Genomic DNA, 21,933 nt, shown 5'->3' on the forward strand with positions numbered 1-21,933 from the left:
TTGCACTTTACTATTGAGCGCGCGATCAAATAACCCAGGCCACGTAACACGCGGGCGATATATTCAGCAAGCCCTACATAGAGTAGGAGGTTCGCTCAAACGATTGAGGAGAGCGAAGAACCAACTGTGGCAAGGAGCAACAATAGAAGCTATAGCTGAATTTATAGGAGTTAGAGCTAAAGAAAGTAAAAATTTCCAGAATTATCTCCGAAAACATCAGTCAAGAATCCCAGATTACCAAAATTATCTTTATTCAGGGTATTGATATTGGTTCGGGAGCTGTAGAGTCTTTAATTAAACAGATTGGAGCAAGAATTAAGATTGTAGGTGCACAGTGGAACGAAAAAAATGTGCCTCAAATTTTAAGACTGAGATGTGCATATTTAAATAACGACATCAAGCTCGGTATTTCTGCTTAGTTAAAAAGCGGGATGCTCCCCTTTCTCATACCATCTTAGATTAAAGGGTTAAATAATTGAGAATGACTGATTGTGTATTGGTTTGGAGCACGGGCCTAGAGTTGCATTTTTTTAAACTTGTATCACAATCGATAATTGGGTATAAATATCTAAAACTGCCCAAACAACAAAAAGCAAGCTGAACGTTAGTAGATTCGATTCAATTGCTCGCCTGCGATAACTCACACAATATAATAGAAGATAGATTTTTAGTATAGGCGAGATTCCTACCTTGACTACTCCGATTCCTCAAAACTTTGTGCAAACGATCGCCAAACAGCGCGGTGTCACAGATGCCGAGTTAGAAACTGTGTTTATGGCTCTCGACGGTCAATCTACAGCGACCATCGCCACAAAGCTTGGCATTAGCGACATCGCCGTTCGCAAAAGACTCGGCGAAGTTTACAAAAAGTTTCAGATCGGGGGGAACGGCCCTGGAAAGCTTTCGGAATTGAGGCATCAGTTGCTGTTTTCATACCACATCGATCAGGGAACGAGCGATTTTAGTGGAGGTAAAGGCTCTCTATTGAAGATGGCGATTGGACACCGACAGGAAGATTGGGGCCAAGCACCGGATGTTTCGGTTTTTTACGGACGCACTGAAGAATTAACTACTTTAAAGCAGTGGATTGTATCAGATAATTGTCGCGTGGTAGCGCTGCTTGGTTTGGCAGGTAGCGGCAAAACAACTCTGTCGGTGCAGTTGACAAAACAGGTACAGAATGAGTTTGATTTTGTGATTTGGCGATCGCTGCGATCGACACCAACACCATCCGACTTCCTAGGAAGCTTAATTCAACTTTTTTCTCACCAACAAAAACCCGATGTACCCATCGACCTCAACAGCAAAATTTCGCGCTTGGTCGAGTATCTGCGGAAACACCGCTGTCTGGTAATTTTAGACGATTTTGAAGCGGTTCTCAGACCAGAAGAATTAGCGGGACACTACCGCGAAGGCTGCGAAGGATATCGAGATTTAATTGTGCGGCTGTGTGAGGTCAATCACAATAGCTGTTTACTGCTAGTTAGTTCGGAAGAACCTACAGAACTGGCTTTGCTGGCGGGAGAAAAAGTGCGGTCTTTAAAACCTGCTATTTCCGAGGAAATAGCGCGGGAAATTTTCCAAGAAAAAGGTTTGTCGCCTCAAGATCAAGAGTTGGAAATCTTGTTATCCCGGTACGGAGGCAATCTGTTAGCATTAAAGATTGTAGCGACAACAATTAACGAGTTTTTCGAGGGAAATGTTTTAAAGCTTTTGGAAGCAACGGCGTTATTTATTGAAGAACATATCAGCAATTTGCTGGCGCAGCAGTTCGATCGAATGTCGAGTTCCGAACAAGATATTGCCTACTGGATTGCTATTGCTCAAAGCCAGATTTCCCTAGCAACTTTACGAGAGCAGATGTTCGCCAATTCATCGCTTTCGGATTTGCTAAAAAATCTCGATTCTCTGGGTCGTCGCTCGCTGATTGACAAAATTAGTGAGGGCGGGGAAACTGTTTTTCTGCTTCAGCCTTTGATCGTGCAATATGTGACGGATAGATTAGTCGATCAGATTCGAGCAGAGGTTTTGGAGACGGTTAAGACCCAAGGAATAGAAAGGATGCGGCTGTTGAAAACTCACAAATTGAGCATCAACATTGCTAAACGGAAAGGGAATAAAGGCGAACCAAGTCGCTCTATTTTAGCATTAGTAAAAAATAGGTTGCAAGTGTTGTTTGTGAAGACGACAGGCTTTGAAGAACCGCTAAATATCTTGAATAAAGTAGCCTCTGATCTCGATGATAAATCGATTCTTGAGGTGGGATATGCTAGGGAGAATTTGGCGCAGATTATTTCAGAAATTCAGTGCTAAGGATCGCGAATTAAATAACTTACAATTTTAATTGTTATTGTGGGATGGGCGTCCCGCCCGTCGAAAAAGAACGGGCGGGACGCCCATCCCACTTTCAAAAGTGGAAGTTATTTAATTCTAATTTCTAACAAAAAGGCGATCGCCCTTTGACAAAAGCGATCGCCCAATTTTCAAAACAAACAGAGTTCGATAAAATTATTTGACAATGCCAAAAACCGATGCAGATTCAGACCCTGTAATTTTGTCCAAAGCAGGCGATTTTTGAGCTTGAGCAATTTTGGGAACCAAAAGTTGATTCGCATAAATCCGAGGATTTTGTTGAGCAATTTGGATGTAAGATTGGCGGACTTCTGCGTTGACTGCGACAGTCTTGGCATCGTAGACTTGCATCGCCATGTTGGGATAAAAACCAATGCCGACAATCGGTATCAAAAAGCAAAATGCGATCGCCACTTCCCGAGGTTTAGCATCAATAAACGGTGCATCACCAGGCAAAACGCAACTATTACCAAAACAAACCGCTTCATCCAGATTGTTTCTCTGATTCTGCAGATTTAGATCCTCAAGGTCGCAAGCAGCTAGGGTGCCACAGTTGTAAAATAACTGTCGCAGCATCGAGAGCAAATAAATCGGCGTCAAAATCAGTCCTACTGCCGCCAGGAACACTGTCACCGCGCGGAAAGAACCGCTGTACATATCGCTAGTTGCGACGCCCACAAACACTGAGAGTTCGCTAGCAAAACCGCTCATGCCGGGGAGTGCCAAAGATGCCATCGCGCCTGCGGTAAACAAGGCAAACACTTTCGGCATAACTTTCCCAATCTCGCCCATCTCGTCCATGATCATTGTATGGGTGCGATCGTAAGTAACGCCAGCCAGGAAAAACAATACGGAGGCGATTAAACCGTGGGAAATCATTTGCAACAGCGCCCCGTTGATTCCCAAATCAGTGAAGGAAGCAATACCCAACAACACGAATCCCATGTGAGAAATCGACGAATTCGCTAAGCGGCGCTTCATGTTCGATTGGCCGAAGGAATTCAGCGCGCCGTAGATAATATTGACTACGCCGAGCACCGCCATAATCGGTGCAAAGTAAACGTGTGCTTGGGGAAGAAGTTCCAAATTCAGGCGAATCAGTCCGTATCCGCCCATTTTCAGCAATACGCCGGCCAGAATCATCGATACGGGAGAAGATGCTTCACCGTGGGCATCCGGTAGCCAAGTGTGGAAGGGGAAAATCGCCAGTTTCACACCGAAGGCAATCAGCAATCCCGCATAAAGGAATAATTCTAAACCCAGTGGGTAGTCCTTCAAGCCTAGTTCTACCATGTCGAAGGTGGGGGTGCCTCCGCCGTAGAATGCCATTGCTAAGGCCGCTATCAAAATAAAGATGGAAGCGCCTGCGGTGTAAATCAAGAATTTGGTAGCTGCGTAGCGACGGTTTTGTCCGCCCCAAATCGAGATGAGGAGGTACACCGGAATTAGTTCGAGTTCCCAGACAATGAACAACAGCATGATGTCTTGGGCGACGAAAACTCCTATTTGTGCCGAGTACATCACCAGCATTAGGAAGTAGAAGAGTCGTGGCTTGCGATCGACTTCCCAGGCTGCAAAGATTGATAGTGTCGTCACCAATCCCGCCAACAGTACCAACGGAACTGACAGTCCGTCAACGGAAACAGACCAGTTGAGGCCTAAAGAAGGTATCCAGGAATATTGCTCTACGATTTGGAAAGTAGAGATGCTTGGATCGTAATGAGTCCAAAACACCCAGCACATTAATACAAAATCTGCAATACCTACGCCTAGGGCATACCAGCGAATGGTTTTGCCGTCTGTATCGGGCAGAAAAGGTATGGCGAGGGAAGCTAGCAGGGGTAGGATGACAATTGCGGTCAGCCAAGGAAATTGATCCGCTACCATATTGAGAATAAATACTTAGTTGGAAGTTACCAAAATTATAATACTAAGTTTAATTAAAACTTAAGATTTATTCATAAATATTTTTTATATCTAGATAAATGCGGAGGATAATATCACTAATGGCTACACACGTCAATTGATTTTCGATTTTTTATTTTTGATTTTCGATTCAGGGCTTACGCACAAAAAAATATAGCGTTTTGTAGGCGCAATCTGCCTGTGGTTGCGCCTATTCTGGTAGATGGTTGGGTAAGTCCTGTGTATTAAGGGCGATCGTAAATTAGCTTTCAACCAGCGTTCAATCTGGATCAACTCCCAATTCGCGCAACTTAGCCGCCAATCGTTCAGCCCTTTGGCCTTCCTGGTCAGCCCTTTGCCTTTCTTGCTCAGCCCTTTGCCTTTCTTGCTCAGCTTGTTCTGAACTCCACAGCAACAAATTACCTAAATTATGCCACCAGCGCAGCCAGTTCATAGTTTGCTATGCTTCCGAGAGAAACTCCATCACGATCGCCACATTAGCACCATCAGTATGAGGAGTATAACTACGGCCAATTACTCCCTCTGCTAAAGGATGCACTTGCGGCACATAAAACCAGTCTGGAGCTTTGACGACAATCTTTTTATTGACTGTGGCGACTAGCCCCAAATTAGAGCCAATCAGCATTTCTGGCTGGATACATCCTGCGGCTCCCAGTGCATCGGTGAGACCAACGGCGAGAGAAGGTTCTTGGATATTTTCCACAGGATTGTCGGGTAATACGAAGTTAGCTGGTAGGGGTTCCCAGGTGACGGTTGGTTTGGCTTTGATAGACGGAGCTTCGAGTACCATTGTATTAACCTTCAACCAGAAATCTTTGTGTAAATTTGTCTATTTTAACTCAAGTTGCTAGTTATTGTAAAAACAAAGAAGGTTGAAAACTGATGTAAATATTCAGAGCGATCTAGATACAGTCAAAAGCCGATCGCCAAAAGATGCAATTAAAGTGCGATCGACTAATTGCGAGATCCATTTTTCCGGTATACCAGATTCTCCGTAAAAAGCCCCCGCCAACTGTCCGTAAACCGCACCAGTAGTATCCGCATCGTCGCCCAAATTCACAGCCAACAAACAGCCTTCCGCAAAAGAAGAACTGTTGTAAAAAGCCCAAAGTGCCGCCTCCAAAGACTTGACAACATAACCAGTACCTTTAATTTCAGGAGGTTGTCGCAGTTTAAAAGAACCCGCCGCAATCTCATCAATCTCCGCTACCAACGGGTGAGCTTCCCAATATCCCGAAATCGGACAATATTTTTCCGAAAGCAACACATCTTTAGCAACTCCATTCAGCGCCCCCGCAATTAAAGCACCAAAATAGCGGCAAGCATCCACACAAGTAGCAGCAGCGTGAGTAGTTCTCGAACTTTCTCCCGATTTTTCTATTACTTCTAAAGGATTTTTAGCATAAAACAAAGGCACGGGAGCCAAGCGCATAATCGAACCATTTCCAGCAGTCCCAACATCCGTAGAACCACAGAAAGGTTTTCCTGTATTTTTAAACTCCCAAAGTGCTTGTTGAACCGTATTGCCAATATCAAAACATTCACCAGTGCTGCTCAAATGTCCGTCTCGCCACCACCGCAAATAAGTTTCTAACTGATGGACTGGATCGAAACCTTGTTTTTCAATCAAACTTTCAGCCAAACAAAGCGCCATCGAAGTATCATCAGTCCACTCGCCCGGTTGCAGTTGAAACGGGCCGCCGCCAACCATATCGGTAATAGGTGTAAATGTTCCGGGGCGATGGAACTCTAAAGTTGTACCCAAAGCATCACCAACTGCCAAACCCAGAAGACTACCGCGATAACGTTCTATTTGCTGCATAAATTGGGAATTGGGAATTGGGAATTGGGAATTGGTAACAAATAACAACAGTGAAGAGTGAACAGTTAACAGTGAACAGTCAACAGTTAACAGTCAACAATCGAGCTAATATTGATGTTAACCTGTCCCTACCCGAACTCAGACTTGTCCATGACACCCGATGCCTCCGCCGGAGCCACTTCCGCCCCTGCCACTCAATCAACACCCGAAGTCAGCTTGGAGCTGCAAGTCCGACTCAAAACCGAAGATGGACAGCTACTGTTGCTACTCCCCCCAGAAACCAACAGCGAACCCGGAACAGCCTCCGCCTCGACTTGGACTGAACTTTGGCAGCAGCTAAAAGTTAGGCTGAACGCAGGAGAACGCTTTTGGCAGCCAAACGCAGAAGTACAATTGATGGGGAACGATCGACTTTTAGATATCCGCCAACTACAAGAAATCGCCGATGCCCTCTCCGAAGTGGAACTGCAACTCAAACGAGTCCACACCAGTCGCCGCCAAACCGCCGTTGCTGCTGCTACGGCAGGCTATTGTGTAGAACAGCAGCCTCCGGTTTCTTCCCTGAATAAAGCCGCCGCTGAAAAACCGCAATCACTGGCGGAACCTTTATATTTGCAGATGACAGTGCGATCGGGCGTAGAAATTCGCCATCCGGGCACCGTCGTACTTTTGGGAGACGTAAATCCCGGCGGATCAGTTATCGCTGGAGGCGATATCCTAGTTTGGGGCCGTTTGCGGGGAGTCGTGCACGCCGGTGCCGGTGGCAACACCAAAAGCGTGATTATGACCTTGCAGATGGAACCGATGGTGATTAGGATTGCTAAGTATGTTGCCAGAGGCCCAGAAACCTCACCCGCTCAGTTTTTCCCGGAAGTCGCCTATGTGACGCCCCAAGGGATTCGGATCGGTAGAGCCTCTGATTTTGACAAATCGCAGTTAGTCGGGGGTAATGAGTAATGAGTCATTGGTCATTGGTCATTAGTCATTGGTCATTGGTCATTGGTCATTAGTAATACTATTTCTCTTTAAGTGGGCGCTTGATAATTTTGTATTGGCTAAATTAGTGAGTCAAGTAAATTTTAAAATTTCAGTGCAAATTCAGAGAGAATTCGTATAACAATGAGAGCTATGAGTTTTGAGTGTTGAGTTGATTCAATAAATAACAGATGGCTGCCAAATTCTCAAAAAATAATTGCCAACGAACAACAAATAATAAGATTAATTGCCCATGACCAATGACTACTGACTACTGACTACTGACTACTGACTAATTACCAATAAATCTAAAATCGCTTATGGCTCGCATTATTGTTGTTACATCAGGGAAAGGCGGGGTAGGAAAAACCACCTCCACAGCCAATCTCGGCATGGCTTTAGCTAAGCGGGGACGCAACGTTGCCGTAATTGATGCCGATTTCGGTCTCAGAAATTTAGACTTGCTGCTGGGCTTAGAAAATCGCATTGTTTACACGGCATTAGAAGTTCTCGCTGGAGAGTGCCGATTAGAGCAAGCTTTGGTGAAAGACAAGCGGCAGCCGCGCTTGGTGCTGTTGCCGGCTGCCCAAACTCGGATGAAAGATGCCATCAGCGCTGAGCAAATGAAGCAGCTTGTGGGGATGTTGGGAGCGAAATACGACTATATTTTGATCGACTCTCCTGCTGGAATTGAACAAGGTTTTCAAAATGCGATCGCCCCGGCTCAAGAAGGGATAATTGTCACCACTCCCGAAATCGCTGCTGTCCGCGATGCCGATCGAGTCATCGGCCTGCTGGAAGCCAACAACGTCAAGAAAATCAACCTGATCGTCAACCGGATCAGACCCGCAATGGTGCTGGCAAATGATATGATGTCGGTGCAAGACGTGCGGGAAATCCTCGCAATTCCGCTGTTAGGCGTGGTTCCCGACGACGAGCGCGTCATCGTTTCCACCAACCGAGGCGAACCATTAGTATTGTCGGAAACGGCCTCTTTAGCTGGAACTGCCTTCGACAATATTGCCCGCCGCTTAGAAGGCGAAAAAGTTGATTTTCTAGATCTCAATCCCCGTCGAGAAAACTTTTTTACTCGCCTCCGCAAGTTCTTAAATACTAAAATTATGTGATGTGCTGCAATATTGGCGATCGATCTTTAACAGCAGCGACCGCATCACAAAAACTAGCCCAAATTTTCTCCCCGTGACACCAGTTCCCAAAAAGAATGAAACTGTAGGTCAACTTCAAACCATTAGGGAATGAGTGATTCCCCAATCGAAAATCGAAAATCGTATAACGTTTTCTATGCCTAACCCTTGACAAATCAGCCTGACCCATGATACACACACTTCTCGAACGACTTTTCCCGCGCACCCCTGACAACAGCCGCGACGAGGTAAAACGGCGCCTCAAACTGGTTCTAGCCCACGATCGCTCAGAACTCAGCCCAGAAATGGTTGAGTCTATGCGCCGAGAAATTCTAGAGGTGGTGTCTCGCTACGTGGAAATCGATACCACCGGGTCTGAGTTCTCGCTGGAGAGCGACCAGCGGGCCACAGCACTAATTGCAAATCTCCCGATCCGGCGAGTCAGGATCGAGCATCCACCGGAGAATTTGCCCCAGAATTTGCCCCAGAATCGGCCCGAAAATCGACCCGAATATGTACCGGAGTATGTAGTCGAAATTCTCCCCGACACTACAGAGTGATAGGGATTGAGATTTTATTGTCAGGCAAAGAGTTCGATTCGAGCCGATCGGCATTTAAATTAAACTATAGCAACCGCTTTCGTCGGTTAGAAAATAGACTACAATTAGTGGCCAGTTTTGCAGAGCGATCGCGCAGACTTTGGGGCACAAACTGTAAATTTATACCTCCTTCATCAGGTCATCCGAGCGATCGAGTTAAATGGCATGAAGAAAATCGAAGTTGCTCAAGCTTTGGGAATCCGTCGCAACACCATCGACGCCACAAGTCGATGGTATTGCAACGCAGGAGACTTCCCAGCGGAGCGCCTTGTGGAAACGGCCTGCTAATGGTCACGGGCATCACAAAACAGAGCCAAGTTCCGAGACTTCAAAATAAATACACAAGCACAATAATCCAAGCTGAGATTACACAACTGTGGGAGGCAGGGCATGATTGCTTGGTACTCATACAAAAAAAATAATTAAGAGTTGTAACCCCTATTGACATCGGCACAGTTAGCTAATATTCTTATTGTTTAAGATTTAAAATTCTCCAACTATTTCCAGCAAAAACTTAAACAAAGTTTTCAAGTGCGGCTCCCTCCATAACCACTTCTAATAAAGAGGAAGATTGAATCATGGCAGTATCTCTCACCAAAGGACAACGGGTATCACTTGAGAAAGTTTCACCCGGTCTCTCAGAAGTATTCATAGGACTGGGATGGGACGTTAAAGCTACAGACACGGGTTCTGACTTTGACCTAGACTCATCATTGTTCCTCTTAGGTGCTAATGAAAAATTAATTTCTGACAATCACTTCATTTTTTATAACAATCTCACAAGTCCAGATCCAGACAAATCCGTGCAGCACATGGGAGATAATCTCACGGGGGCCGGCGAGGGGGATGATGAAGTTATCAAAATCAACCTCAAAAAAGTGCCTAATGATGTCCAAAAAATTCTTGTAACTGTAACCATCCATGAAGCACAGCAACGCCGTCAAAATTTTGGTCAGGTGCAAAATGCCTTCGTGCGGATCGTTAATGCCCAAACACAACAGGAAGCTGTTCGCTATGACCTTGTAGAAGATTATTCCATAGAGACGGCACTGATCATGGCTGAACTTTACCGGAAAGACGGTGAGTGGCGTCTCAATGCAGTGGGAGGCGGCTATCAAGGTGGTTTACAAGCATTACTCGATCGCTATAGCTAAAAGGTAAAATACATGGGAATTAACCTACAAAAAGGACAGCGCATCTCGCTTTCCAAAGAAGCGCCAGGGCTAACAAAACTGATCTGCGGATTAGGCTGGGATGTGGCAAAACGCTCCGGTGGAGGTTTGTTTGGGGCTTTTAGCAGTGTTCCAGATTATGACTTGGATGCCTCAGTGATTTGTTTAGATCGAAATGACAAAGTGAATGATATGACCAATATCGTTTATTTTGGCAATCTCTCCCACCGTTCAGGAGCTATTACGCATCTAGGTGATAATCTGACTGGAGCGGGAGAGGGAGATGACGAGCAAATTCTCGTCGATTTATCTCGAATTCCCTCGCAAATTGTCAAACTGGTATTTACAGTTAACATTTACGATTGCATTGCACGCAAGCAAGACTTCGGACAAGTTCAAAATGCGTTTGTGCGTTTGGTTAATACGTCTAATAATCAAGAACTCGCAAAATATAACCTATCAGGTTCTGAATACAAAGGCATGACGGGGATGCTCATGGCAGAAATCTACAAGCATAATGATGAGTGGAAAATGGCGGCGATCGGTAACGGTGTTAAGGTTAATGGGTTACAGGAACTTGTGAAAACCTATGCTTAACAACTCCTTCGGTACATAGATGCTCCTTACTTCCTGGAATCAGAAGTGGACAACAACGATCGAAACCTTTTTTTGTTGATAATAGCTAATCAGCCGGATTTACATTGAAGGAAAACCAATAGAATGGGAATCCAATTAACCAAAGGTGAAAGATTAAATCTTTCTAAAGCTGCTCCCGATTTAAAACACGTGGCGATTGGCTTAGGTTGGGATGTGAGCCAGGTTGGCCCAAGCTATGATATTGATGCTTCTGTGTTTATGTTAGGTGCTGCCGGCAAAATAATTCATGAAAAATACTTTGTATTCTATAATAATCTGAAATCACTGGATGGCTCTTTAAGACATTCAGGAGATAACAGAACTGGGCAAGGTGAAGATGATGATGAGACGATCTACGTAGATTTGACAAAAGTCAAGATTGCTATTGAGCAAATAGTTTTTGTTGTCACTATTCACGAAGGGCTGGAAAAAAATCAAAATTTCAGCCAAGTTAAAAATGCGTTTATCAGGCTTTACAACCAGGAAACAGGAGTCGAGTTAGCTCGGTACGATTTAAAAGAAGCTTTTTCTCAAGAGACAGCCTTGGAGTTTGGCAGATTGTATAGAAAAGACTTAGAATGGAGATTTCGAGCAGTAGGAGAAGGCTATAAAGCCGGCTTGCAAAGTTTTGTTGATAGGTATTTTGTCGAGACTAAACAGGAAGAGAAGAAAGTAGATAGTTCTGTACTAACTCACCAAAAAGAAACCAAACAGCAACCTATTGATATTACAAAAAAAGCAGACATTAGCATTTTAAAAGCCAAAGTAGATATTTGTCTTAAAAAGAAAGGAATTGATGATATCCTAGCAAGAGTTGCTTTGGTGTTGGATATTTCTGGCTCTATGAGCCATCAATATAGTTCTGGTGCAGTGCAAGCGTTCCTTGAAAGAATAGTTCCAGTAGCTAGCAGACTAGATGATGATGCCACTTTAGATGTTTGGTTTTTTGGCTCAACATTCAAAAGAACAAGATCGGTGACGGAGACAAATGTTGATGGCTATATCACAAAAGAAGCCGGCGCAATGAAGAGAGCTTTACTTGTTTTTAAAATGCCTTCTCTGATGCTGGAATTAGGTGGGGGAAACAATGAAAGTTTGGTAATACAAGATGTCATAAAGAAGTATACTCAGGAAAAGGCTAGTAAACTGCCTACATTTATTGTTTTCCTCAGTGATGGAGGCGTTACTAATGAGCCAGAAATTAAAAAATCTATAGTTGAAGCTGCAAAATATCCGATTTTTTGGCAATTTGTGGGATTGGCTGGTTTTAACTATGGAATTCTGGAAAGACTAGATAGTATGGGTGGCCGGCTGGTTGATAACGCTAACTTTTTTCATTTAGACGATTTGGGGAAAATCACTGATGAACAATTGTATGAAAGACTGCTGAATGAATTTCCCGCTTGGATTAAGCAGGCCAGGTTGAAAGGAATATTAAAATAGGGAAATCGGAGCATTTTGTTGGAGACTGTGGCCACTATCAACTCAACCCATAGCCTTAGCTAAAATTAGCTCAAGTTAACAAGAATACTACGATAAAAAATTCCTACAATCAGTCAATGTCTCTGTACGATCGCCTAGACTTAACCAAACACAATCGCCAGCTAAAACTCCCCCTCTCTCAACGGCTAAACCTGACTAAACCCCCCAAACTCCGTTGTCAGGGCTGTCGTTCCCGTATCCGGTCTGAGTGGGAGTTTTGCCCTTCCTGTGGAGGAGTTCTAAGGGATAAAGATAGCGATTTTCGCCGTTGCATTTGGGTAGATGTATCAGGAATGGATGTCGCACCCGAAAATAAAGAAGCGATCTTTTCCCTGTTGATGGACGCCTTCTCCAAACTCTACGGCGCATTTAGAAGCATCAAAGTATTTTTGACATCTGATCCCCCCGATCGCAAAGAGTGGGGCGAAGATTTTACTCATGTTTATATATTCGTGGATAGCCAGCCGGTTGACTATCTCGGCGTGGCTAGCTTCAAATCGGGAATGGTTACAGATCGGGCGATTATTCGGATTGACCAAGTATTCTATGCTTCTTGCAATGCCAGCCTTAGTCTCAATCAACTATCTAACTTAATTGCAAATACCATTGCCCATGAAATAGGACATACACTCGGACTCGATCATTCTGCACTTCCGACCGATGTCATGCACAATGGACTCGTTCATACTGTTCATAGCTTAATGCCTCCCTCATTTCACGCAGAGCAAATAAACTCAATGAACAATGCTATTCGCAGATATAAAGCCTTGAATAATTGATTGGCTAGAACCCTAAAATAGCTGAATTTAGAGATCGAATTCCCCAGGATTAATGCCTACAGCATGGCAAGCTTCTTTGACAACCTTCTTTTCATCTTTGTCAAAATTACCATCTGCACCACCGATAATAATGCCAATTTGGATGACTGCACGACCTTGATCTAGTTTTTTATTAAGTTTCCCTATCGCTTGGATAGCCTCAATTTTACCAAAATCGAAGTCCTGTGAGAGCTTCTCACAATAAAAATCAAATTTTTGCTTTAACTCCGACGCCGGAAAAATTTGGAGTGTTTTATTGGAAATTATTAGAGCCGCCGTTTTTTGTCTTTCCTCGGTATTGATAGTGCCATCAGCAGCCGCAATCAATGCACATATTGCCATGGAGGCATCAGCAAAATCATTGTTTTTAAACTTGGAAATATTGGTTTGCAGAGAATCATTGATTTGTGATACGTTCTGCTTTAATTTCTCCCAGAAAGTCATTTTTTCTCCTGTTTGGTGAATGAGATATGATGTTTATGACCGGAGTCATAGTAATCTAAGCTGCTTTTAACTTGCCAAGCAATTGCCAGACCCTGTAAGACCCTTAAGTTGATGAATTACACTCCTGTAGTGTATCATGGTTCTTGAGTTTTTAGATTAATCAAGTCAATCTTCATAACTAATCGCTCTTTCACAGGTTTGTTCGTGGTCTATCTTACTTAATAATTAAGCGCTCTTTCCAGAGTATCTTGTAACTGAAGTTCTAACGGTCGGTCAGAGCGAATTTTCAAACCAGGTAAATCGTGTTTGACTAACGTTTTTTCGCCGGTTTCAGCAGTTGCCAACGGCCAGAGTACCCAGCGGCTGCCAGGGGAAAGAGTGCTTAAACTTGCAGAGTTTTGAGTCAGCCAAATTATCGGCAGTTTCGACCGATTATCGATCGCATCTTCCCCAGCATTAACCGCCGCTAAAGTTTCCAAAACTACCCGGTTGCCCGAAACGAGTCCAGTCGCGGCCGTCCAAAGTTTGACGTTTAACAGGCGCTTGCTAGCATAGAAGTAAAGAGACGCAGCAACTGTCACGGCTCGTTCAAATTCTTCTGGCTGCCACGCCGCAGCGCTGTCGAGAGCAATAATAATTTCTTGACCGCCGGCTGCAACTTCTAACTCTCTCACCCGCAGTTCTCCGTAGCGGGCGCTGGTGCGCCAGTGAATCAGGCGGGTCGGGTCTCCGTGGCGGTAAGGTCTCAGGTTGCGGGTGAGGCCTTCGGTAGCAGTTTGCGCTCGACTGCGATTGTAAAATTGCGGGCTGTCTTCTTGACCGATGCGATCGATCAAAGGACAAGTGCTCAACGGCAAAACCTTTGGATACACAACCGCCACCGCTTTGACTGGGCGGCTGCGTCTGCACCAAAACAACCCTAAAGGTGCCGCCGTCCTCAAGTTTACCTCTTGCCAACGATAGACGCCGCGCTGCCGGACTTCCAGATAGTATGTATCCCTGTATATACTGTTCGGCTCTATGACTTCGATCGGGCGGACAACCGGTTCTCCCAATACAAACGGCAAGATGTCTACCACTTGCAAGAGAGTCTGAGGTTGGCGGGCGCGATTTTCGATTTCTAGTTCGACGGTGATTTGATCGCCCGCACTCACCGGTTCGATCGGGCGGCGACGGACTTCCAGCGAACGGAGCGATTTTCCCGGCAAAACCGCCGCTACTCCCAACAGCGCCAAACCCCCACCGCTGAGCACGTACAGCCACCCAGACATTGTATTAGTCGCCGACCCAAAAAAGAAAACCGTCATCCCCGACAGCAGCCAACCCGCGTAGGCAGGGGTAACAGCACGATTTTCGAGCCAGTCGGCGATTTTGTGACCGATGTTCATAGGAGTTGAAATTGTTAATTACTCGATCGCCCCATCCAGCCTAATTGTAAAATATTCTCAGCATTTAACACCGAATTAGCTGCGAGCGATAAAATTAGAAATCGGGCATTTTTTCGCAATAAATCTACATTGACCCCGCCCAAGAACGGATACAAGCCCCCGACACTCAGTCAGGGTCGATCTCCAAATTTTAGACTCTAGTTCCTGCTCCCAGATTAATCTGTCGAGTAAATCTAAAATCTAAAATCTAAAATCTAAAATAGACTGACTGGAGACCAAAAAATGAACCCATTAAACAATCCTACACCCCTTCAACCAGAGGCTCAAGGCCGCCGACGAACACCGCCCCCGCCCCCGCCCTTGGCTGCAACTCCCGCGCCACCTCCACCTGCGCCGAGTGCGCCCCCCGCAGCCCAGCAGCAGCGGCCTGTCGAGACACCCGTCAGTACGATCGAACAAATGGTCAGAGATGCCCATAGCGCAGGAGCTTCCGACATTCACATCCGAGTCGGCCAAGTACCTCGATTTCGGATTCGGGGCGTGATGCAAGTAGCAACTAACCACCCCAAAGTAACCCCAGAAATTTTTGAAAATTACCTAGCCGAAATTCTCACCCCCGAACAGCGAAAACAATTTGCAACTACCAAGGAATTAGATTCAGCAATTTTTTACCCAGGCTTCGTGCGTTGTCGGCTAAACTGTTTTGATTCTCTCAGCGGCGGTGCCCTAGTATTGCGGTTGATTAGTTTGGAAATACCTACTATCGATTCCTTGAGGTTGCCAGAAGTTTTCAAAAATATCATTTTGCGATCGCAGGGATTAATATTGGTTACGGGGCCTACCGGTTCGGGGAAATCGACAACTGTAGCTGCGATGATCGACCACCTCAACCAGATGGAGCAAAAGCACGTAGTTACAATTGAAGACCCGATCGAATTCATTCACCCTTCTAAAAAATGCTTGGTCAGCCAGCGGGAAGTCGGCTTGCATACCCACGAGTTTCAGCAGGCTTTGCGGGCTGTTTTGCGGGAAGATCCAGATGTAATTCTGATCGGGGAAATGCGCGATCGCGTTACCATCAATACAGCGTTGCAAGCAGCTCAAACGGGTCACTTAGTATTGGGAACTCTCCACACTCGCAGCGCCATTAACGCTATTAACCGGTTGTTGAACCTCTACCCGCCCGAGGAACAACAGGCGATGCGGATTCAAATTTGCGATTCTTTAGTAGCAGTAATTGCCCAACTTTTGCTGCCAACAGTTGACAACCGTCGGGTAGCAGTTCACGATATTTTGGTGAATACACCTGCCATGCACGATTACTTGATGAAAGGTGCTGATGATGAAGCTTTCCGATTAATGGAGCATGATACTTACGAAGGAATGCAGATTATCAACCAGGGTCTTTACAAACTGGTGCTTGAAGGCAGAGTGACGATCGAAGAAGCCGCCAAAACTTCTCCCGAAGCCAGCGATTTAGACCGTCGCTTGCGGACAGGGGGCTATGATGTTGGGGACGCTCGTGGCTTTGAAGGCAGCAAAAAAGAACGCACCGTTCGCGCCTAATAGCAGCACACATACAGGGGTAGGCACTGCAGGACTACCCCACCCATCAAGTAACAAGATTTTTAGCAGGCGGAAATATTTGATTAAGGCTTTTGTGCGTATTTTTACTTAAAATAAAACTATATTTAGTACCCAAAAATACATTTTAATTAAAAAGTAAAATGCTATCATCAATAATGTCGAGTGTATTGTTAAGTTTTTTAAACGTAGACCCTACTTTACATAAACTTTAAAATTGCGTGAAAACTCGTAGGTTATTGCAAAGAAATAGTAAAGATATGTTCGGAGTATTGCCAACACTCAGCCATTTAAGTATATAGTTGTAGTGACAAATATTTGATAGAGAACATTCCGACTTTGCCGATATTTGCCGATCGCAGAAGTAAGCAGGTTACAAAAGGGCTTAATAAAACTACAAGCCCAGCCAATGGCGTGTTTTCCTAATTAAGTAGCTTTCCGTCGAAAAAATCCTAAAACCAAGCAGACTTTTAAAGATTCTGTCCCTCGAAAATTTGTTTAACAACGCGCTTATCAGCAACGGTATTTCTAGAATTTAAAGGAGCAAAAAAAGTGAAGAGTGCATTTAACCAAAGAGAAGTGTTTGAAGGTGTCAGCAAAGCGGAAATAATTGAGCGCATCCAGCAGCTAGTTCCGCCCGGTTCCCCGGAACCCCAAGATCCTGAAATCCTCGCGGCCTTAAAAACTCTCACAGCACAGCTAATCGCAGCCTATCAAGCCGACGGACAATTAGAAAGCGAACCTTTTAGCGACGTGCGCGGTCGCACTATTCACCTATACGCATCTGCAGTCACCAGCCAAATCAAAGGAAAAACCATCTTAATCACCGGAGGAGAAGGATGTGTCGGTCGTTTCTTAATCGCAAAACTCCTCGAATTAGGCGCAACTAAAATCATTTCCGCAGACAACGCCCGATGTCAAAACCCCGAAGAAAATCTCCCGCTTTTTACCAGAGAAGGTGCTGTAACTTTCTATGCCGTCGATATTCGCAACCTCGACGCGCTCAAACACATATTTGAGGTAGAAAAACCAGCAATTGTTTTTCACCTAGCAGCCCAGCGCCAACCCGGACTAGCTGAAATCAAAATCCGAGAAACAGTTACAACCAGCCTGTTAGGATGTAAACACGTCATTCAACTCTGCGAAGAATACGGCGTAGAACACTGCATCTTCTCTTCGACAGGCAAAACATCTCGATATTTTACAACCGAAGTTTACGCCGCCTCGAAGAAGTTTGCCGAATGGCAATTTGCCAAAGCAGCTCAAGAAGGAGGCGTCACTTACGGGATGGTTCGCTTTACTCATATGTTGGAAAATAGCTTGTTCTGCGAGCAAATGTCCAAAAAAGTAGAGCAAGGTAAAACTGTCAACGTTCACGCTCCCCACCGCTACGTAACTGCTCAAAATCTTTTTGAAGCCGTACATTTATTGCTGAATTCCCTGATTGTGTCCGTTCCCGGAAAACTGAAATTTGTTGCCGTAAGTAATCTCGGGTGGCCGACAGAAACTTTGGAAGTAGCTCTTTATAAAATTCTTGAATCAGGCAAAAATCTGCCGATTTATTTTCAAGGACTTTTGCCGGGATACGAAGAACCATTTTTCCTTGGACAGTTTGACTGGAAAAAACCTACAGACATTCACCTTTTAATTAATGTGTTGGAAGATCCTTTTAGAAGTATTAACGATACAGGCGACATGGTGAGTGTAGAATTAGCTCCTTTTTCTTTGCCTGTCTTAGATAAACAAGTGTCGAAGCTGGAAAGCTTAATCATCGATCCAGATTTCCCCGAAGTGCAAATCAAGCACGCTCTTGTAGCAGCGGAAAAAGAAGTGATTGCTTCCTCTTTTGCGTGGAGTGCCCCTGAAGACTTGTTGAAGATTTTGCAGTGGGGAATCAATCCCAAGAAATTGCAAGGTTACGGAACGGAAATCGCTGACTATAGCGAGATTATCCAACTCCTCCTGCAAGGAATCTGCGGCCGGCTTAACCAAGAAGTCTTGCACAGTGCTGGAGTTACTGCAGATGAGTTTGATGACTTAGTTGAGAGTCTTTCTACGCTGGATGTGATTCAAGCAGAAGTGGGATATTTGCGATCGATATCGAGATATCTCAGAGAATTTGCAGCCCCCGCACAGTTCACCACCAAAAAATCTGAACCTGTTGCTATGCCCGATGCAGCGTAGCTTGAACATAATTTTGAGTTGGGAGATTGTTTCCTGAGTAGCCACCCACAGGGGATGAATGAGTTATATCAATTCCGGTTGCAGGAGCGAAATGATTGTTGACTGTTGACTGTTGACTGTTGACAGGCTGGTCGAAAAACTAAATGGTTGAGTGTTAACTGTTGACTCGATTTTATGATTCCGATGCAACCGGATTTGATGTTAAACATCGACGAAGTGTTTAGTTGATTAAAAAAAATATAACACCCAGAAACCAGGTTTCTTTTAGAAACCTAGTTTCTCCAGTCTGGGCTTGTTTGATGTTTAATTAAATAGAGTGACTTAACATTGTCATAATAGACATGATATGATATCATATTCGATCGCACAACCGCAATCAAATTAATTTGTAGTGAGAACGATCGTCCTAGTAGTTTTAGGAAGACTTAAGTCCTCACAACAAAGGTGATAACGGTGATTTTTTGCAGGCATGATAGGATGATACTTGAGATAGAGTGGCGCTGTGAGTTAACAAAGGTGCAATTAGATTAAATAAACTCAATGAATGCAACCAATAAAATTAAATTAAGGTACTATAATTGTGGAAATTAATCAGCTACTCTTCCTATTGATAGATGTTGTGCTATTGGCGATCGCCCTGATCCTTCTCATTCCCGTTACAGTTCTATTTCTAGAATGCAGTGCAGCTTTCTTCTCCGGCTTCGACCCCACAGCGGAAACTAAAGCACCCCGCCCCAAAGTAGCAGTTTTAATTCCCGCTTACAACGAAGCAGCAGGAATTGCCGCCACCATCTCCACCATATTGCCGCAGCTAACACCTCAAGACCGCCTGTTAGTGATTGCTGACAACTGCACGGACGCCACGGCAGAAATCGCCCGTAACTGCGGTGCAAGTGCGATCGAGCGCCAAGACACACAACGCAAGGGCAAAGGATACGCACTGGATTTTGGCTTGCAGTCGATTGAATCCGACCCCCCCGAAGTAGTCATCATGGTTGACGCAGACTGCATTTGTCAGCCAGACTCTATAGAAAAATTAGCCAGGGTTGCAGTTGTTGAACAAAGACCAGTGCAAGCAACTTATCTCATGGAACAGCCACCAAATCCTACTCCCAAAGATTCTATTTCTGCTTTAGCATTTCTAGTTAAAAACTTAGTCCGTCCCAGCGGCTTAAAAAAGTTAGGATTCCCATCATTACTAACGGGTACTGGCATGGCTTTTCCCTGGTCGATAATTCGATCGGTTTCCCTAGCTAGCAGCAATATTGTTGAAGATATGCAGATGAGTTTGGATTTGGCGATCGCCGGACACCCAACAGTATTCTGCCCCGAAGCCAACGTCACCGGGTGTTTGCCACAGCAGCAGCAAGCAGCTAAAAGTCAAAGAACCAGGTGGGAACACGGTCACATACAGACATTGTTAACTCAAACTCCCCGGCTGACTGCAGCTTCAGTCGAGCAAAAACGTTTTGACTTATTGGCGATCGCCCTCGACTTATCCGTCCCTCCCCTATCGCTTTTAGTCGCTATTTGGCTAGCCGCTTTTGCCGCCTCATTAATAGCAGCAATTTTGGGGACATCCCCAATTCCAGCCGTCTTGTTAGGACTACAAGGATTGCTGATTTTAGTTTCCATTGTCGGCGCTTGGGCAAAATTCGGGAGGGCGGATATTTCCGGTTCCACTTTGTTATCTGTACCTTTTTACATCCTGTGGAAAATCCCTTTGTATCTGGGTTTTCTCCTCAAGCGGCAAACTAAATGGGTACGGACAGAACGCGATGTTTAGTATTCGGTAAGATGCGTCAGCCAGATAGTTGAGTCAACTCAACTATCTAGTTTATGAGGCACCTTACGACGCATTATATGTAATATAAGAAGTAACTTTTTTGAGTGCCACGACTCATGTTTTTGAGTGGGATGGTGCGCCGAACTTGATCCAGAAAAGGAGATTCCCACAGGGAGTAAGAAGGTTGACATAGATGATAAATTTGCGGTAGTTTTAGGTTAAACAAAGTATTATACCGGATCTGCGATACAATTATGAAAGCTGATTCAAACTCTCGTACTGAAAGAATTGGTGTTGCCGGAACAAACTTACTCTTTGAGAAATTAGGTTGGATCTTTCGTGAGCAACCTATAGAAGACTATGGTATCGATGCTCACGTTGAAGTAGTTGAGAGTAATACAGCAACAGGTAAATTAATTGCACTTCAGATCAAATCTGGGAAAAGTTGGTTTAAGGAGAAAACCACTGAAGGCTTTGTTTTTCGTGGCAAGACAGAGCATCTAGAATACTGGCAGGAACACTCATTACCTGTTATGGTTGTTTTATATGATGATGAGGAAGAAATTGCTTATTGGCAGGCAGTTAATAGTAGTAATGTCCAGAAGACCAATAAGGCATGGAAACTTATTATCCCTTTTGAACAGCAGATCAATATTCTATCGCTTAAAAAAATTCAAGAGTTTAGTAGAAAACTTACTGCAACTAATGGTTACACAATCCTTTCATTTCGGGATATTAGTCATGGTGGGGCAAAAAGATATTCTGCAAACATTCTTCTAAGCAAGGAATATGCAAAACCCGATATGATAGAAATTGTCAGAAAAATTACTGCTGAACTAAAATCTAGCGAATATTATAGAAACAACGAGGTAAAAATACACTGGAAAGGAAAAGAAGCTCAAGTAATTTGGCTATTCGTGTATCTTTCTCTAGATGATGTGAGTTCTGCAAACTGGATTTGTAGAACTGAGTGGATTAGTAAAAAATTATCTCCCCAATTTTTCCCTACAAAGCTAGATGGTGAACAGATTGATGATGAAATTGTTATTGACTGGAACAAAAGCTATGGAGAGCTTGCGACTATTTTTGATTCGTTTAAAGTAACGAAGGAAGCCTATCTAGATTCTATGAATTGCATCTTGAGTAACACCAAACTTATTGTTGATAAAACGATCGAATTCACAGATATGTTCAATCGGAAGCAGCTAATTGAAGCTAATTATCTAGAGCGTATGTCACAACTATATCCAGAGATAGAAAAGTTATATCTTCAGGTGGATCGTATCGGTTCAGCCCCAACTGAATGTAGTGATTTGAGTCAACGCTTTCAAGGCGTGATGGCTTTTGCACACAACATCGTCTTGCCTTTTTCTGAGAAAGGGCTAGAAACCTGGGAAAGAAGTAATAGAAACTATTTGGTAGGTCAAGCTATTAAGAATTATCAAAAAGAACTGCTTCGACTAGAATTTGAACTTGAGAAGATTCACTGATAAGCTGTTCGACATCTAAACTGCATTAACTCGCGTTACCTTTGTTTTTGATCTTTCGGTTCCATTTCATAATTAATTCTCCTTCATTTAAAAGTTTATGTAACAGTGATTCTAGTTTTTCAATGGATTC

17 protein-coding genes and 1 pseudogene are annotated in these 21,933 nt (G+C 44.2%); 13 read left to right on the top strand and 5 right to left on the bottom strand.

Annotation, left to right across the window (positions count from 1 at the left end):
- The first annotated feature begins 690 nt into the window (after positions 1 to 690).
- Positions 691 to 2,313 (top strand): NB-ARC domain-containing protein, encoded by a 1,623-nt coding sequence (locus tag QT979_RS26120; protein WP_333312123.1) that lies wholly within the window; start codon positions 691 to 693, stop codon positions 2,311 to 2,313.
- Between the two features lie 195 nt (positions 2,314 to 2,508).
- Here QT979_RS26120 and QT979_RS26125 read toward each other — a convergent pair whose 3' ends face one another.
- The 3 genes and pseudogenes from QT979_RS26125 to QT979_RS26135 all read right to left on the bottom strand — a co-directional run bounded on the left by QT979_RS26125 (position 2,509) and on the right by QT979_RS26135 (position 6,100).
- Positions 2,509 to 4,239, bottom strand: a complete 1,731-nt coding sequence (locus QT979_RS26125) for an NAD(P)H-quinone oxidoreductase subunit 4 (protein ID WP_333312124.1) — start codon at positions 4,237 to 4,239, stop codon at positions 2,509 to 2,511.
- A 298-nt stretch (positions 4,240 to 4,537) separates the two neighbouring features.
- Positions 4,538 to 5,068: pseudogene (locus QT979_RS26130) on the bottom strand (hypothetical protein).
- Between the two features lie 102 nt (positions 5,069 to 5,170).
- A complete protein-coding gene (locus QT979_RS26135) occupies positions 5,171 to 6,100 on the bottom strand; it encodes an ADP-ribosylglycohydrolase family protein (RefSeq protein ID WP_333312125.1) in 930 nt (309 codons plus the stop codon).
- 150 nt (positions 6,101 to 6,250) lie between these two features.
- Here QT979_RS26135 and minC point away from each other — a divergent pair, with 150 nt between their 5' ends.
- From minC to QT979_RS26175, 8 genes are all read left to right on the top strand, one after another.
- Positions 6,251 to 7,057 (top strand): septum site-determining protein MinC, encoded by an 807-nt coding sequence (gene minC, locus QT979_RS26140; protein WP_333312129.1) that lies wholly within the window; start codon positions 6,251 to 6,253, stop codon positions 7,055 to 7,057.
- 338 nt (positions 7,058 to 7,395) lie between these two features.
- The gene (gene minD / locus QT979_RS26145; protein WP_006635273.1) at positions 7,396 to 8,202 is read left to right on the top strand and encodes a septum site-determining protein MinD; all 807 of its coding nucleotides are present in this window, start codon (positions 7,396 to 7,398) and stop codon (positions 8,200 to 8,202) included.
- 206 nt (positions 8,203 to 8,408) lie between these two features.
- Positions 8,409 to 8,780, top strand: coding sequence for a cell division topological specificity factor MinE (gene minE, locus QT979_RS26150; RefSeq protein WP_333215120.1), 372 nt, complete (start codon positions 8,409 to 8,411; stop codon positions 8,778 to 8,780).
- Between the two features lie 117 nt (positions 8,781 to 8,897).
- Positions 8,898 to 9,107, top strand: coding sequence for a hypothetical protein (locus QT979_RS26155; protein ID WP_333215122.1), 210 nt, complete (start codon positions 8,898 to 8,900; stop codon positions 9,105 to 9,107).
- A gap of 290 nt (positions 9,108 to 9,397) precedes the next feature.
- Positions 9,398 to 9,973, top strand: coding sequence for a TerD family protein (locus QT979_RS26160; RefSeq protein WP_333215124.1), 576 nt, complete (start codon positions 9,398 to 9,400; stop codon positions 9,971 to 9,973).
- 12 nt (positions 9,974 to 9,985) lie between these two features.
- Complete coding sequence (locus tag QT979_RS26165) at positions 9,986 to 10,588, top strand: TerD family protein (protein ID WP_333215126.1); 603 nt, start codon at positions 9,986 to 9,988, stop codon at positions 10,586 to 10,588.
- Between the two features lie 123 nt (positions 10,589 to 10,711).
- Positions 10,712 to 12,070, top strand: coding sequence for a VWA domain-containing protein (locus QT979_RS26170; protein WP_333215128.1), 1,359 nt, complete (start codon positions 10,712 to 10,714; stop codon positions 12,068 to 12,070).
- Positions 12,071 to 12,402: 332 nt separating this feature from the next.
- A complete protein-coding gene (locus QT979_RS26175; protein ID WP_333215130.1) occupies positions 12,403 to 12,888 on the top strand; it encodes a matrixin family metalloprotease in 486 nt (161 codons plus the stop codon).
- Positions 12,889 to 12,915: 27 nt separating this feature from the next.
- Here QT979_RS26175 and QT979_RS26180 read toward each other — a convergent pair whose 3' ends face one another.
- Both QT979_RS26180 and QT979_RS26185 read right to left on the bottom strand, forming a co-directional pair.
- Entirely contained in the window at positions 12,916 to 13,371 is a 456-nt protein-coding gene (locus tag QT979_RS26180; RefSeq protein ID WP_190657273.1) for a TerB family tellurite resistance protein, read from the bottom strand.
- A gap of 218 nt (positions 13,372 to 13,589) precedes the next feature.
- Positions 13,590 to 14,759: a DUF58 domain-containing protein gene (locus tag QT979_RS26185; RefSeq protein ID WP_333312126.1), complete on the bottom strand. Its 1,170-nt coding sequence runs from the start codon at positions 14,757 to 14,759 to the stop codon at positions 13,590 to 13,592.
- 282 nt (positions 14,760 to 15,041) lie between these two features.
- Here QT979_RS26185 and QT979_RS26190 point away from each other — a divergent pair, with 282 nt between their 5' ends.
- From QT979_RS26190 to QT979_RS26205, 4 genes are all read left to right on the top strand, one after another.
- Entirely contained in the window at positions 15,042 to 16,325 is a 1,284-nt protein-coding gene (locus QT979_RS26190) for a PilT/PilU family type 4a pilus ATPase (RefSeq protein ID WP_333215134.1), read from the top strand.
- A gap of 570 nt (positions 16,326 to 16,895) precedes the next feature.
- Entirely contained in the window at positions 16,896 to 18,527 is a 1,632-nt protein-coding gene (locus QT979_RS26195) for a polysaccharide biosynthesis protein (RefSeq protein WP_333215136.1), read from the top strand.
- 580 nt (positions 18,528 to 19,107) lie between these two features.
- Entirely contained in the window at positions 19,108 to 20,313 is a 1,206-nt protein-coding gene (locus tag QT979_RS26200; protein WP_333312127.1) for a glycosyltransferase, read from the top strand.
- A 254-nt stretch (positions 20,314 to 20,567) separates the two neighbouring features.
- Positions 20,568 to 21,803, top strand: a complete 1,236-nt coding sequence (locus QT979_RS26205; protein ID WP_333312128.1) for a DUF4365 domain-containing protein — start codon at positions 20,568 to 20,570, stop codon at positions 21,801 to 21,803.
- Positions 21,804 to 21,933 lie beyond the last annotated feature (130 nt).

The sequence above is a fragment of the Microcoleus sp. w2-18bC1 genome (assembly GCF_036700365.1).
Taxonomy (GTDB): Bacteria; Cyanobacteriota; Cyanobacteriia; order Cyanobacteriales; family Microcoleaceae; genus Microcoleus.